We start from the raw sequence: 15,258 nt of genomic DNA, 5'->3' as shown, positions 1-15,258 counted from the left end.
CCCCCCCCCCCCCCCCCCCCCCCCCCCCCCCCCCCCCCCCTTTTCAACCAGAAGACGGCATACGAGATGGTAACGCAGGTCTCGTGGGCTCGGAGATGTGTATAAGAGACAGACCTTAAGGGATCGATTGACAGTGAGCCTCAACAAAACAATGATATTCTTCGTTTCGAGATCAAGCTGGCCAAGGGATATAGCAATGAGGTATCCAAAAAAGCAACAGGAAGGCTGCTCATTGCTTTAAAGCTAGACACTTTACATCCCTTGAAGCTTAATTATGGAGATGAGGTATTGATACCGGCCAAACATTTGCCAGTTGAACCACCTTATAATCCTGCCGAATTTGACTTCAGGACTTGGCTAGCTTCAAAAAATATTTATCAGCAAAGCTTTATCAGGCAAGACCAGATAATTAAACTAAATGAAAATAGAGGAAATCCGGTGATAAAATATGCGCTGGTGGTTAGACAAAGACAAGTAGACATCTATAGAAAACTCATAAAGGATGATGAGGCCTTTGCCGTGGCCTCTACCCTCATATTAGGTTATCGGGCAGATTTAAGCAAGGAAACCTTGTCGGCCTACAGTAGAACTGGTACCATACATGCCTTATCGGTTTCTGGAATGCACGTAGGGATTATCTATATACTACTAAATTGGTTACTGGTCTATTTTGACAAGAATGCCTTATTAAAGCTCTTTAAACTGCTATTGATCTGTACGTTGATCTGGTACTATTCTTTGCTCACAGGCTTCTCTCCATCCGTTTTACGATCGGCTATTATGCTTACGGTTTTTATTTTGGCCAAGCAGTTTAAAAGAACGACCAATAACTATAATATATTAGCTTTTACAGCCTTTTGCCTACTCATTTATAACCCTTTCCTTATTTGGGATGTTGGTTTTCAACTCTCTTTTCTAGCGGTTTTTGGTTTAATCTATTTTCAACCTAAAATTTATAAATGGTTCCAAATCAAGAATAAATGGTTAGATAAACTATGGTCTGCCATAGCCTTGAGTTTGGCCGCACAAATTGCCACTCTTCCCCTAAGTGTATATTACTTCCATCAATTTCCTGTATACTTTATCATTAGTAATCTGTTCATCCTATTTCCCATCACCTTGCTCATGTATGCTGGTATCTCTATCTTATTGCTCAAGGTCTATTTTCTTGCCCCTGCATTTGAATGGTTAATTGTTTTTACCAACAATGGATTAAAATGGATTGCAAACTTGCCCTTTTCGGGCATTACCGCCATCTGGATCAACCGATACCAGTTATTGCTGCTCAGTTTATTTATTATGATATTAACCATTGGCCTGGCCTACAACCGGAAAAAATACCTGATGACAGCTATGGCCATTTTGCTTGTGCTACAACTAACCCTTAGTTATGACAAAATAAAGGCTATGCAACAAAAACAAATTGTCTTTTTTAGCTTGAGAAAAAATTTTGCGGCTGCTTTTATTTATGGAAGGGAAAGCATTTTGGTTAGCGATTTAGAACTAGATGATAAAAGTTTCGACTTTTTTGTAAAACCTGCCCTTGAGCAAAAGCTGGTAAAGACCATCAATTTAGTCAAGTGGCAGGATGATTTGATCATGAAAAATTTTAGCAAAAAAGATAAGCAGATCATATTTAACAACTACAGCCTATTGTTGATGGATGAAAGTTTCAATTACAAAAAGCTTGTAAATAAACCAAAATTTGACATGGTATGGCTGCATAATAACCCTAGGCAGACCATTGACAATATCGAGAAGGAAATAGACTTCTCTATGTTGATCATCGACTCCAGCAATCATGATTATAGCCTATCAAAATTTCAGGAACAGCTAGCTACCATGAAAATAGACCATCATATTTTAAAGAAAAATAACTCATATTTGGTTGATTTAAAACATAAGACAAATGAATAACCCACTCGTTATATATAAGGTAGCTCATCGCATAGCGGAAATTACCCTTAACAGGGCTGAAAAAAGGAATGCGCTAAACCCTGAATTAGTGAAAGCGCTTACAGCCTCTTTTTTGATGGCTGAAAATGACAAAGAAGTTAAAGTCGTAGTTTTAAAAGCAAATGGAGACACATTTAGCGCCGGAGCAGATCTTGCCTATCTGCAACAATTACAGCATTTTTCGTTTGAAGAGAACATAGCCGATTCGGAACAACTGAAAAACCTTTTGGAAACCATTAGAAAGTTATCTAAAGTAGTCATCGCCCAGGTGGAAGGCCATGCTATTGCAGGTGGTTGCGGATTAGCCACTATATGCGATATTATTTTTGCGGTTCCAGCAGCAAAATTTGGTTATACCGAAGTAAAACTAGGTTTCGTACCCGCCATTGTAAGCTGTTATTTAATTCAAAAGGTTGGAGAAACCATTGCTAAAAAATTATTGCTCACTGGAGAACTCTTCTCTGCAGCGCAAGCATTACAATATAATTTAATAACCTACGTAACAAATAAAGCCGAAATTAATCAAACAGTAAATGATTTTGCGATAAATTTGTGCCACAGTGCTTCGGGAAATTCCTTAAAGCTAACCAAGCAACTGATTAATCAGACCAGCAATACTTGGCTTGATAGTTGTTTAGAAAATGCAGTTGGCACGAATGCCATGACAAGAGAGAGCGACGATTTCAAAAAGGGAATTACAGCTTTCTTAGCTAAAGAAAAAATTAATTGGTAACTAAACTTTAAAAAAATATGATGTTCAAATCTGTAAAAACTGGCCTGTTAGCGGTTATCTTGTTAGGCGCTACAATGATTGCAAATGCACAGAAAAAGATTAATTCTGGCACCGTGACTTATGGTATAGAATACTCTTTGCCTCCTGAACAAGCGGCAATGGCTAGTCAATTGCCCAAAGAACAAAAGATAAAATTTGACAATAATATATTGCGTTTAGATATGCAGCAAGGGGCAGCCCAAATAGGAATATTACAAAATTTTGTTGACAAAGTGGGACTTATGCTAATCGATGTACCTATTATTCAAAAGCAATATGCCGTTAAAATAAGTAAAGAGGAAATTGAACAAACAGAAGCTGCTGTTCCAAAATTAAGTGATTTTAAGGCGACCGGCGATAAACAGACCATTGCTGGCTATAATACCGAAAAATATACTTATAAAGATGACAAGGGTAGTACTTATGAACTTTGGGCTACCACAGACATTGAGTTGCCTACGGGTTTTTCCGGAGCGCAATTTAAGGACATAAAGGGTGCATTAGTTAAATACACTACTTTTCAAAACGGTACAAAAGTAACTTTAACCATTAAAAACTTGAGCGAAGGTAAGGTGGGACCATTAACTTTAGAGATCCCTAAAACCTACGAAGTTAAAACCATGCAAGAGATTATGGCAATGATGCAAGGCGGAGGCGAATAGCCACAACCTATCATTGTATTAAATCAGGCTTTTATCTTGGCTTTTTTATTAATTTAGCGGCCAATGTTTAAAAGTCTGATTTTTTTTGTTCGCTATTTTATCTTTTGGCTACTCTATTTTGCCATAGATAGGTTTATTTTCATGTTTATCTTTCACAAAAAACTGAGAGATATACCCTTTTCTGAAAAGGTTTACACTTTTTACCATGCCTTAAGGCTAGACCTGTCCATGACCGCCTACATTGCTGTCATTCCTTTGCTAGTCTACACCTTTTGGTATTTTACCAAAAGGGAAAAGGTCAACTTTAATTGGATAGGCAAATACAATGGAACCTTAATCTTGTTGTTCAGCTTAATTTCTATCATAAATTTTAATATTTATAGGGAATGGGGCAGCAAAATCAATGCAAGGGCAATTGGTTTTGCCATTACTACACCTAACGAATCTTTGGCATCAAGTGCCTCCTCTCCCATATTTTTAACCTTGCTTACTTTTTTGGTTTTATTGGGAGCTGCCTTTTATCTACATTTTATCTTGGTCAAAAAACAGGTTTCATTTACCAAAACACCTATTTGGGCAAAAGTGATCCTTTCTATTTTAATACTTGGCATTAATTTTTTGTTCATCAGAGGAGGTACCAGTACTGCACCCAACACGCAAAGCATGGCTTTTTTCTCCGAACATCAGATTTTAAACCATGCTTCATTGAATACAGAATGGAATTTAATGTCTAGCATATTGGCCAGTTCCAAAACAGATAAAAATCCTTATATGTATGGAGATCAACGCCAGGCAGAACTGACCATTAAAGAGCTTTACACGGTTAAAAAGGACACCACAATTTCTATACTGGATACTGACCGACCCAACGTGGTTATTTTTCTGTTGGAAAGCTTTACGGCCGATCTGACCAAAACATTGGGAAATGAAAATGGAATTACTCCAAACCTTGATAGTCTGGCAAAAAATGGCATTCTTTTCAATCGTATATACGCCACTGGCAATCGTACCGATAAAGGATTGATTGGAACCCTGGCTGGGTTTCCCACCTTAGGCATAGGGAGCATAGTGAAATGGCCAGAAAAAATGCAAAAAATTCCTGCCATTAGTCAAAAACTATATCAGCATGGCTACCAAACCTCCTTTTATTATGGTGGTGAATCTGAATTTGACAATTACAAAGCCTTTATCTTAGGGCACGACTACAAAAAATTGGTAGACAGGAATAGTTTTTCCAAAAAAGACATGAACTCAAAATGGGGGGCATATGACGACCTGGTTTTCAATAAGCAATTGGACGATGCCAACCAAACAAAACAGCCGTTTTTCTCCACCATTCTATCGCTTACCAACCATGAACCTTTTGAACTACCCGTTGCCCACAAATTTGGCGATTCTGATAATGTTCAAAAATTTAAAAGTACCGCTTTCTATACCGATTCGTGTATTGGTGCCTATTTGAATAATGCAAAGAAACAAAGCTGGTATAAGAACACACTGTTTATCTTCATTGCCGATCATGGTCACCCCCTACCTAAAAACAACCATGAAATTTACGAGCCCCAACGTTACCATATTCCACTGATTCTTTATGGCGAAGTCATTAAAAAAGCCTATAGAGGAAAATCATTTGGTCAAACGGGCAGCCAGCAAGACCTTGCCGCTACCTTATTAGCTCAGCTCAATATTCCTTCAACAGAATTTACCTGGAGTAAAAACCTGTTAAATCCCTATGCTAAACATTTTGCCTATTTTAGTTGGGACAACGGATTTGGTTTTATTAAGGACCAGCATACGGTAACTTTTGATAATATTGGAAAAAAGACACTATATAATGATAAGCCAGCAGACACGGCACAAACCAATGAAATATTAAAAATTGGCCAATCATATCTACAATCGGCCTATCATCAGTTCATTAATCTATAAACTATGAAGACAAGCAAAATTTTATGGGCCATTGCCCTTATGGTTGCTTTTGGAACAAAAGCTAAAGCTCAAACCATCAATTGGACTAAAGACGGCACGGGCTATTACCAAAATGTTGGAGGAGAAATTGTATCCATTACCTTACCTAAAAACGAGCGAAAAACCATCATCAGCAGAGATTTATTAAGTATTAACAATGGTGCTGGTACCCTCTCGGTGAGAAGCTTCCAGCTAAGTGATGATGGCACTAAGGCCCTCCTATATACCAATACCAAAAAGGTTTGGCGCTATGATACCAGGGGCGATTATTGGATAGCAGACATCGCCAACAATACGATTAAACAAATTGGCAAAGATAAACCAGCTTCGTCGCTAATGTTTGCCAAATTTTCTCCAGATGCTTCAAAAGTAGCTTATGTAAGCGGTCATAATATTTATGTTGAAGACCTGGCCACAGGTACTAACAAAGCATTGACCAATGATGGGAGTGCCCGCATGATAAATGGTACATTTGATTGGGCCTATGAAGAGGAATTTAATTGCAGGGATGGTTTCAGGTGGAGTCCAGACGGCAAATCCATTGCTTATTGGCAAATAGATGCCAGAAAGATCAGGAATTTTCTAATGATCAATAATACAGATTCTATCTACTCTTATAATATTCCTGTAGAATATCCAAAGGTTGGACAAGATCCTTCTGCATGTAAAGTGGGTGTGGTGGATATCGCTAATGGACAAACCAAATGGCTGGCCGTACCAGGTAGCCAAGTGCAGAACTATATTCCGAGAATGGATTGGGTACCTAATACCAACAACATTATTTTACAACAATTGAACCGTGAGCAGAATATAAGTACTGTTTTTTTGGCAAATACTACGGCTAATACCATCACCGAAATTTACAAGGAAACCGATAAAGCATGGATTGATGCCATTGACAAATTTCATTGGATTAATAACAACAAAGAATTTGTACTATTAACCGAAAAGGACAACTGGGCACATCTATATCGTATTAACATTGAAAACAAGAAAGTAACCCTAATTACCAATAGTAATTTTGACGTAATGGATCTTGAGCTTATTGATGAGGCCAACAATTTGGTTTATTTCAGTGCATCGCCCAACAATGCTACGCAAAAATACCTTTATAAAACTAAATTAGATGGCAAGGGTAAATTAGAACAGGTTACCCCTTCTGTATTACCGGGTACACATAGCTATGCCATCTCTCCTACCGGAGCTTTCGCATTTCACAGTTACCAAAGTGCTACAGTAAGGCCAGTGAACGAGTGGATGAACTTTAAAACAAATAATCCATTAACTATGGCAGGCAGTATTACCAGTCAGATAGGAAGCCAAGCTGCTGTTAAAAACAAAGTTGAATTTTTCAAAGTAACTACCGAAGATGGTATTGAGCTTGATGGTTGGATGAAAAAACCTGATCATTTCGATGTAACCAAAAAATACCCCGTTGTATTTTACGTATATGGCGAGCCTGCATCGGCTACGGCATTAGATGTTTACGGAGCGGGCATGAATAGATTATATGATGGCGACATGGCAAAAGACGGTTATATCTACATTTCAATGGATAATCGCGGAGCACCAGTACCCAAAGGTAAAGCTTGGCGCAAGGCCATATACAAGAACATAGGTTTATTGAACATACGCGATCAGGCAATGGCCGCAAAAAAATTACTGGCCACCTATTCATTTATGGATAAAGACCGTGTGGCGGTACATGGTTGGAGCGGAGGAGGTTCTTCTACGCTAAACCTATTGTTTCAATACCCTGATATTTATAAAACAGGAATTTCCATTGCTCCAGTAGCCAATCAGCTCACTTATGACAATATTTATCAAGAACGCTACATGGGCACCCCATTCCCAAATACCGATGCCTATGTTGCAGGCTCTCCTGTTACGCATGCCAAAAATTTAAAGGGTAATTTACTGCTCATTCATGGTACTGGCGATGATAATGTACACTACCAGAATGCCGAAATGCTGATCAACGAGCTGATAAAAAATAAAAAAGTGTTTCAATTGATGAGCTATCCGAATAGGTCACACAGCATTAACGAAGGGACAGGGACCAGGGAACACCTATCTTTAATTTTTACCAAATTTTTAAAGGAAAACTGCCCTCCAGGTGGAAGATAATTTATTTACCACTTCCTTAATATAGAGCCACAGTTTAATAAACTGTGGCTTTTTTACGAGATATCTATATAATACTGGTTAATTTTAAAGTACTCCAGACCAAAACTTATTATATATTTTCCTGTTATAATCCGTATGGGGCTCCTGTCATTTACAAATAAAGGCATCTATTGCAAACGGGGCAATTTTTATATTGATCCATGGTATCCGGTAGATTATGCGGTTACTACCCATGGACATGCAGACCACGTAAAATGGGGCAATAAGAATTACCTGTGCCATGAACTGACCAAACCTATCCTTCAACAACGTTATGGACTAGAAGATCAGGTACAAACACTTCCATATGGTAAAGAAATTGATATTAATGGCGTAAAACTAAGCTTACATCCTGCAGGACATGTGATTGGCTCTGCACAGATCAAACTGGCATTTAAAGACGAAATAACGGTTGTTTCTGGCGATTATAAAATAGAATTCGATGGCATAAGTACAGCATTTGAGCCCATTAAATGCCATCATTTTATATCAGAGAGTACTTTTGGCCTACCTATTTATAAATGGGAAACCCAGGAACAAATCTTTGATCAGATGAAAAACTGGATAGCCAATAACCACCATAAAAACAAAACGAGCATTTTAGTTGCCTATAGCTTAGGAAAGGCACAGCGCCTAATCAAAAACCTAGCTGATACCCACCCTATTTATGTGCATCATTCTATTGCCAATTTGAATGAAAGTTTTGCTGCCGCAGGCGTAATATTGCCCAATACCATTAGGATAACTGCAGAAATTAAGAAAGACGAACTTCAAAAAGGAATTGTTATTGTGCCACCAGCATTAGCTGAAGGGCGTTGGATCAAAAATTTGATCAATCCTGCAATTGGTATCTGTAGTGGTTGGATGGCCGTTAGGGCTGGTAGAAGATGGCGCAGTGCAGATGCAGGCTTTGCATTGAGCGACCATGCAGACTGGCCTGGTTTATTAAATGCCATAAAAGCTACCGAAGCAGAAAAGGTTTATGTTACCCATGGCTCAACAGCGGTTTTCAGTAAATACTTAAATGAGATCGGTATAGCAGCCGAGGAAGTAAAAACTAAATACGGCGAGGAAGACGATGAAGGAATAGAAGAAAAAGAATAAGGTATTTTGCTTGAAGCACTTGAACTCAGTAAGCTAAACCCAATTGGAGTGGAAAGCTTTTTAACATAAATGAGATCACAAGAGATTCAACCAAAACTTGGAACGAAAAGTGGGACTGAAATGGCCAAAAACATACAAAAACTGCTTTCAAAATAATTTCTCTACACCAACAAATGAGACGATTTTCGCAATTGATACAAGAGCTTGAGCTCAGTAATAAGACCAATGACAAGATAAATGCTTTGGTTGACTACTTCAATGAAGCCGAGGATAAGGATAAGCCTTATGTGATTGCCTTATTTACAGGAAAGAAACCAAAAAGGCCCGTAAATACCGCTTTAATTAGACAATGGGCAACCGAATTAAGTGGTATACCCGAATGGTTATTTACGGAAAGCTATCACAATGTGGGCGATCTAAGTGAAACCATTGCGTTGATATTGCCTCCAGCCCAATACCACCTTGAAAAACCTTTGCACCAATGGATGTCTGAATTGACCTTATTAAACCATAAAACGGATGATGAAAAAAAGGATTATATCCTAACCGCATGGAATAGCTTAACCATACAAGAACGTTTTATCTTCAACAAGCTGATTTCAGGCAACTTCAGAATTGGGGTTTCTAATAAAATGTTGGTGAATGCCATTGCCAAACAAAGTAATGAAGACAGCAACAAGATCATGCATAGCATTATGGGCAAGTGGCAACCTGATGCCATTACCTACGATGAGCTTACTGCTGGGAAACATGTAAATACAGACAACTCCTGGCCTTATCCTTTTTGCTTGGCGTATGCGTTGGATACAGCCCCTGAAAATTTGGGTGAAACCAGCACCTGGCAGGCCGAATGGAAATGGGATGGCATTCGCGGACAAATTATAAAACGTAAAGGTGAATTATTTATCTGGAGCCGAGGCGAAGAATTGGTCACCGAGCAATTTCCAGAGCTTCATTTTTTAAAAGATGAACTGGATGATGGCATTGTGCTAGATGGAGAAATATTGGCGGTGAAAGACGGAAATGTTTTACCTTTTAGCATACTTCAACAAAGATTGAATCGTAAAACCATTCATAAATCTCAATTAAGCAATGCCCCTATTGGTTTCTTCTGTTATGATATTTTGGAGCTAAACGGTTCAGATATTAGAAATGAACATTTAGCCAAAAGAAGGGCAATATTAGAGCAGGTTATTAATGGCTTAGGCACAAAGCACATTGTCCTGCTTTCGCCCATTATTGAATTTACCGGATGGCAACAGTTGGCCGAAATTAGGGAAAATGCAAGACATATCAATAGTGAAGGGATTATGCTCAAGAAAATAGATTCTATTTTTCATGCCGGGCGCAAACGTGGGGATTGGTGGAAATGGAAAATTAATCCATATACTATAGATACCGTCATGATCTATGCCCAGAAAGGCAGTGGAAGACGTGCCAATTTTTATACCGACTATACCTTTGCCGTTCGCAATGGCGAACAATTGATTACCATTGCTAAGGCATATTCCGGATTAACAGATCGAGAAATAAAAGAAGTAAACACTTTCGTGAACAAGAATGCCATCGAGAAATTCGGACCTGTAAGAACAGTAAAGCCAGAATTGGTTTTCGAAATTGCCTTTGAAGGCATTGCCGAAAGCAAACGTCATAAAGCAGGTTTAGCTTTACGTTTTCCACGCATTTCACGTTGGCGAAAAGATAAAAAAGCCGATGAAATTAATACTTTAGATGACCTGAGACAATTATTGAACTCTACCCTGTAAGCCTGTGCTTTCAATTAAAAAAATAGTCAAGATCAGCAAACCAATGAGATGAAAAAAAGCGCTGGATACAAAAGAATAATCACTTGGCTTAAGGCCAATCAAAAAAAGCCATTTGAATTTCAATTGGAGGCCTGGGAACATTATCTAAATGGCTATAGCGGTTTGGTCAATGCCCCTACTGGTTTTGGAAAGACTTTTTCTTTATTTCTGGCTGTAGTGATAGAAGGCCTAAACCAATCAAAAAAGCAAAAGGGCCTACAGCTCATCTGGATTACTCCATTACGGTCATTGGCTAAAGATATTGCAAGGGCAATGCGAGAAGTGCTAACAGAACTAGACCTAGATTGGCAGGTAGGTGTTAGAAATGGTGATACTTCTGCAACCGAAAAGCTACAACAAAAAAAAGCTATGCCGGAAGTTTTGTTGATTACGCCTGAAAGCTTACATCTGTTACTGGCCCAAAAAGGTTCTTCCCTTCTATTTAAAAACCTGAAATGTATCGTTGCCGATGAATGGCATGAGCTGTTGGGAAGCAAACGGGGCGTAATGGTTGAATTGGCTATTTCCAGGATCAAAGGCATACAAAGAGCAAATGGCCTTCTACACCTTAGGGTTTGGGGCATATCTGCCACCATAGGAAACATTGACGAGGCATTGAGGGTAATTGAGCCAGATCCTACAGTAAAAAAAATAATTATCAGGGCAAACCTAAAGAAGAAAATAGAGATCAAATCTATTTTGCCCGATGAGATTGAAGCCTTGCCATGGGCCGGGCATTTAGGGCTAAAACTAGCCCATAAATTATTACCAATCATCGAAAAAAGCAAAACCACACTTATCTTTATCAACACCCGTGGACAGGCAGAGATATGGTATCAACACTTGCTTAATATTGAACCTGAACTGGCAGGCAGAATTGCCATACACCATGGCTCTATTGATTACGAATTACGCAATTGGATTGAAGATAGCCTACATAATGGATTATTAAAAGCGGTTATTGCTACTTCTTCCCTAGATCTAGGTGTTGATTTCAAGCCAGTGGACACGGTAATACAGATTGGTTCCCCAAAAGGTGTCGCCCGTTTTTTACAAAGGGCCGGACGTTCTGGTCATTCGCCAGGAGAAACCTCCAAAATTTACTTTATGCCCACCCATGCCTTAGAATTGGTAGAAGCAGCAGCCATAAAAGAAGCGGCCAAAACAGAGAATATAGAAAGCAGGGAACCATTTGTAATGATATTTGACACCTTAGTGCAATACTTGGTCACTCTAGCCGTTGGCGATGGTTTTGATGATCAAATCATTTACGAAGAAGTAAAAAATACCCACGCATTCGAATTAATCCTACCTGAGGAATGGATTTGGCTTATGCAGTTTATTACCTCTGGTGGAAACAGCCTTACTGCTTATAATGAATTTAAAAAAGTAGAAAAGGACGAAACTGATGGGTTATGGAAAGTTAAAAGCCGACAAATAGCCATGAGGCATCGTTTGCATATTGGTACGATTGTAAGCGATGCCATGTTAAAGGTTAAGTTTATTTCTGGCGGGTATATTGGCATGATAGAAGAATACTTTATATCCAAACTGAAAGCTGGAGATAGTTTTACCTTGGCAGGCAGGATATTGGAGTTTATACAGATTAAAGAAATGACAGTGATGGTACGTAGAAGCAAACAAAAAAAAGCCATATCGCCTAGTTGGCTGGGAGGACGTTTGCCATTATCATCAAATTTAGGCGCTGTGCTTCGCAAAAAATACAATGAAGTTCTACATAAAAACCATCAAGAGGAAGAATTGGATATCGTGCACCCATTATTCCTCGTTCAGCAGGAAAGATCACACGTTCCGCAGAGTGATGAGCTGTTAATTGAAATGATCAACAACAAAGAAGGTTTTCACTTGTTTGCCTACCCTTTTGAAGGAAGATTGGTGCATGAAATTTTAGCCGCATTGGTTGCCTATCGTCTAAGCAAGTTACTTCCCATTACTTTTTCCATAGCTATGAATGATTATGGTTTTGAACTCTTAAGCGATACCGAGATCCCCATGGATGATGCCATTGCCTACGAGGTATTTTCGCCCAAAAACCTGGCAGAGGACATTACTTTGAGTATCAATTCTACAGAAATGGCCCGAAGAAAGTTTAGGGATATCGCCTGTATCTCTGGACTGGTTTTTCAGGGTTATCCTGGCAAATATGTATCCAATAAACACTTACAGTCAAGCGCAGGCTTATTTTTTGATGTCTTTAATGATTTCGACCAACATAATCTTCTGCTGCGACAAGCTTACGAAGAAGTGTTTTATCAACAGTTGGAAGAACCACGGTTGGCAGCGGCACTACAACGCATTCAACAAAGTAATATCGTTATTACCTATCCAAAACGCTTCACCCCCCTATCCTTCCCTATAAAGGTAGATAGCTTAAGGGCAAATATGAGCTCTGAAGAATTGGAACAGCGCATAGAACGAATGAAGAAAGAGGTTTTTAAATAATTTTTGTCATCATGGTGAAGAGTTACCACAAAACGACAAATAGTAGATAAATTTTTAAGATTGCTTCGTAACTTGCCATAACGGCAAACAAGTATAATTTATCTATTTTTGTGCTGATGAAAATCACGATTAGAGAAGAAGAATTAATTTTGGCAAAGGAACGAGCTGTATATTTTATACATCGTGAACTCTTGGCCATCAGTGATTTCCATATAGGTAAGGCCGCACATTTTCGCAAGGCAGGTTTGCCTGTTCCAGCAACAACAGCACAAAGTGATTTACAACGTTTGTCTTCTCTTTTAACACAGTACCAACCCAAAACATTGTTAATTAATGGAGACATGTTCCATAGCGACCATAATCAGGAAATTGATGATTTTGGAAAATGGAAAGAGAATTTTCCAAGCATAGATCTTGTTCTGGTTAAAGGAAACCATGATAAACAAGACGAGAAGCTATACCAGGAATTAGGTATCCAACTCCATGATCCCAGCTATTGCACAGATAAATTTTGTTTCATCCATGAGGCATTTAAGTGTAAAGAAAAAAATTTATATCCTATTAGCGGACATATTCATCCAGGCATTGCCATTTACAATAATGCTAAGCAGCGCCTAAAGTTTCCTTGTTTCTATTTTGGGGAAGCATACGGCATTTTACCGGCATTTAGTACCTTCACAGGGCTATCTTTAATAAAAGCTAAATCAAACGAACAAGTCTTTGCCATTACCCCAAATAAGGTCATCAAGGTATAATAGGTCATTTTCATCTATATCGGAGTGGCAATTGATCTAAAGCCTAACATGTCATTTTACCCCTTATATCACCTTCAAAAAAACGTAGCGGATATAACATTAGGCAATTAAATTTGAGCTTCCTGCCCATGTAGTAGTATATTTATTTAAAAATATATACAATTGATGCAACAATAATAGGAAAAGTGCGACTACCCTATAGATAAAGATTTTTATATATACCATAACATTATATAATTGACGTCAATAGAGAATAAAAATGATCATGAGCTCATTGCGATGTGCCAGGCCAATAATGATTTGGGCTATACTGGGTTGTATCAAAAATATGCCAAGCGTATATACAATTCCATCTGTCGAATCGTTTCGCACACTGCAGAAGCTGAAGATATTCTCCAAGAGACATTTTTAACAGTCTTTAAGGAGATAGAACGGTTAAGCAACGTGATCAATTTTGAGGCATGGGTAAAAAGAATTGCCATTAACAGATCCATTTCTCATTTAAGAAAAAAGAAGATCCTGTTTTCGGACCTGGATTCTTCAACAATAGAAGCAGAAGAGGAATATGACCTACAGGAAAATGAAATATTTGAAAATAAGGTAGAAGATGTACGCCGCTGTATCGAGCATTTGCCACATGGCTATAAAACCATAGTAAGTCTCTACTTATTCGAGCATATTCCGCAGGAGGAAATAGCCACCATGCTAGGCATATCGCACAATACGGTACGAACACAGTACCACCGTGCAAAAAAGAAAATTTTACTATCACTAAAAGATAAAACATACTATGAGTGATCCATTTAAAAAATATGTACAGGAAAACAGAGATGCCTTTGATCATCTTGAACCCGCTGCCGACCTATTTCAAAAGATAAAATCTAATTTGAAGAAAGAAGCACCAGCGCTGGTACAAAAAAATACGATCAAACTATTTGCTTATACGAAGTGGGCGGTAGCGGCCTGTATATTGATTGCACTGACCATTACCTATGCCTTATTTAACCATTCTGAGTACATAGCTGCCCCAAAACCGCAAATAGTTCAAAAAACTGGTATCGAAAAGCCTAGTGTTCTTAAACAAATCGATCTTAAGGAAGATAAAGGCGGCTCATTATTAGCTAATAATAAGATCGAGCATCAAGCGAAAAAGGTCATCGCAAGTACAAGTCATTTACCTACAAGTGTTTCAATAGCAGAAATGCTCGTGAATTTAACAGATAGTTCTTCGGCGAGCAATAGATTGGCAGCTATATTGGAAATCCAAAAAACAGAGCACATCAACAATTATGTTATTGCGCAATTGACCAAGACCCTAAATAATGATGGCAATAGCAATGTACGTTTGGCAGCCCTTAACCTTATGAGCAAATATGCCAATGATAGTTATGTATCAACTATGCTGCAACAATCATTGTCTACACAAAAAGATCCTTTGGTTCAACTCGGTCTGATCAACTTACTTGGACAGATGGATAATGTAAAAATTGATGACAAATTATTCGCACTCGCTAATGACCCCTCTACTTTTGAAGCGGTAAAAGATCAAGCCTATATAATATTATTAAATCAAAATAAACTTTAATCTCAATTATTAAATATAAGAT

General features: G+C 38.3%; 11 protein-coding genes and 1 pseudogene. All 12 read left to right on the top strand.

All coding sequences use genetic code 11. From position 1 onward, the window contains the following. Positions 1 to 123 precede the first annotated feature (123 nt). Positions 124 to 396, top strand: a pseudogene (locus JHD79_RS22965) (ComEC/Rec2 family competence protein); the annotation flags it as partial. A 42-nt stretch (positions 397 to 438) separates the two neighbouring features. Then, positions 439 to 1,917, top strand: a complete 1,479-nt coding sequence (locus tag JHD79_RS11260; protein WP_370583326.1) for a ComEC/Rec2 family competence protein — start codon at positions 439 to 441, stop codon at positions 1,915 to 1,917. Then, on the top strand, positions 1,910 to 2,689 hold the full coding sequence (locus JHD79_RS11255; protein WP_199119330.1) for an enoyl-CoA hydratase/isomerase family protein: 780 nt from the start codon (positions 1,910 to 1,912) through the stop codon (positions 2,687 to 2,689). Before JHD79_RS11260 ends, JHD79_RS11255 begins: the two co-directional genes overlap by 8 nt. A 17-nt stretch (positions 2,690 to 2,706) precedes the next feature. Continuing rightward, complete coding sequence (locus JHD79_RS11250) at positions 2,707 to 3,390, top strand: DUF4412 domain-containing protein (protein WP_233164651.1); 684 nt, start codon at positions 2,707 to 2,709, stop codon at positions 3,388 to 3,390. A gap of 63 nt (positions 3,391 to 3,453) precedes the next feature. Further along, positions 3,454 to 5,319: an LTA synthase family protein gene (locus JHD79_RS11245; protein ID WP_199119329.1), complete on the top strand. Its 1,866-nt coding sequence runs from the start codon at positions 3,454 to 3,456 to the stop codon at positions 5,317 to 5,319. A 3-nt stretch (positions 5,320 to 5,322) separates the two neighbouring features. Further along, positions 5,323 to 7,485 (top strand): DPP IV N-terminal domain-containing protein, encoded by a 2,163-nt coding sequence (locus JHD79_RS11240; RefSeq protein ID WP_199119328.1) that lies wholly within the window; start codon positions 5,323 to 5,325, stop codon positions 7,483 to 7,485. Positions 7,486 to 7,620: 135 nt separating this feature from the next. Further along, positions 7,621 to 8,628, top strand: a complete 1,008-nt coding sequence (locus tag JHD79_RS11235; protein WP_199119327.1) for a ligase-associated DNA damage response exonuclease — start codon at positions 7,621 to 7,623, stop codon at positions 8,626 to 8,628. 173 nt (positions 8,629 to 8,801) lie between these two features. Further along, entirely contained in the window at positions 8,802 to 10,394 is a 1,593-nt protein-coding gene (locus tag JHD79_RS11230) for an ATP-dependent DNA ligase (protein WP_199119326.1), read from the top strand. 48 nt (positions 10,395 to 10,442) lie between these two features. After that, on the top strand, positions 10,443 to 12,896 hold the full coding sequence (locus tag JHD79_RS11225) for a ligase-associated DNA damage response DEXH box helicase (RefSeq protein WP_199119325.1): 2,454 nt from the start codon (positions 10,443 to 10,445) through the stop codon (positions 12,894 to 12,896). 116 nt (positions 12,897 to 13,012) lie between these two features. Continuing rightward, positions 13,013 to 13,651, top strand: coding sequence for a ligase-associated DNA damage response endonuclease PdeM (pdeM, locus tag JHD79_RS11220; RefSeq protein WP_199119324.1), 639 nt, complete (start codon positions 13,013 to 13,015; stop codon positions 13,649 to 13,651). Between the two features lie 237 nt (positions 13,652 to 13,888). Next, positions 13,889 to 14,449, top strand: coding sequence for an RNA polymerase sigma factor (locus tag JHD79_RS11215; RefSeq protein WP_199119323.1), 561 nt, complete (start codon positions 13,889 to 13,891; stop codon positions 14,447 to 14,449). Then, complete coding sequence (locus JHD79_RS11210; RefSeq protein WP_199119322.1) at positions 14,442 to 15,236, top strand: HEAT repeat domain-containing protein; 795 nt, start codon at positions 14,442 to 14,444, stop codon at positions 15,234 to 15,236. The genes JHD79_RS11215 and JHD79_RS11210 overlap by 8 nt, the downstream gene beginning before the upstream one ends. The last annotated feature ends 22 nt before the right edge of the window (positions 15,237 to 15,258 follow it).

Origin of the sequence: Pedobacter sp. ASV28 (genome assembly GCF_016428855.1) — a bacterium.
Taxonomy (GTDB): domain Bacteria; phylum Bacteroidota; class Bacteroidia; order Sphingobacteriales; family Sphingobacteriaceae; genus Pedobacter.
This window is presented reverse-complemented; position numbering and strand designations above follow the sequence as displayed.

Bases quoted from the DNA above. Each gene is read 5' to 3' on its own strand.
- JHD79_RS11250 (WP_233164651.1), top strand. From the start codon at position 2,707: ATGATGTTCAAATCTGTAAAAACTGGCCTGTTAGCGGTTATCTTGTTA.
- JHD79_RS11240 (WP_199119328.1), top strand. From the start codon at position 5,323: ATGAAGACAAGCAAAATTTTATGGGCCATTGCCCTTATGGTTGCTTTT.
- JHD79_RS11245 (WP_199119329.1), top strand. From the start codon at position 3,454: ATGTTTAAAAGTCTGATTTTTTTTGTTCGCTATTTTATCTTTTGGCTA.
- JHD79_RS11255 (WP_199119330.1), top strand. From the start codon at position 1,910: ATGAATAACCCACTCGTTATATATAAGGTAGCTCATCGCATAGCGGAA.
- JHD79_RS11235 (WP_199119327.1), top strand. From the start codon at position 7,621: ATGGGGCTCCTGTCATTTACAAATAAAGGCATCTATTGCAAACGGGGC.
- JHD79_RS11225 (WP_199119325.1), top strand. From the start codon at position 10,443: ATGAAAAAAAGCGCTGGATACAAAAGAATAATCACTTGGCTTAAGGCC.
- JHD79_RS11230 (WP_199119326.1), top strand. From the start codon at position 8,802: ATGAGACGATTTTCGCAATTGATACAAGAGCTTGAGCTCAGTAATAAG.
- pdeM (WP_199119324.1), top strand. From the start codon at position 13,013: ATGAAAATCACGATTAGAGAAGAAGAATTAATTTTGGCAAAGGAACGA.
- JHD79_RS11210 (WP_199119322.1), top strand. From the start codon at position 14,442: ATGAGTGATCCATTTAAAAAATATGTACAGGAAAACAGAGATGCCTTT.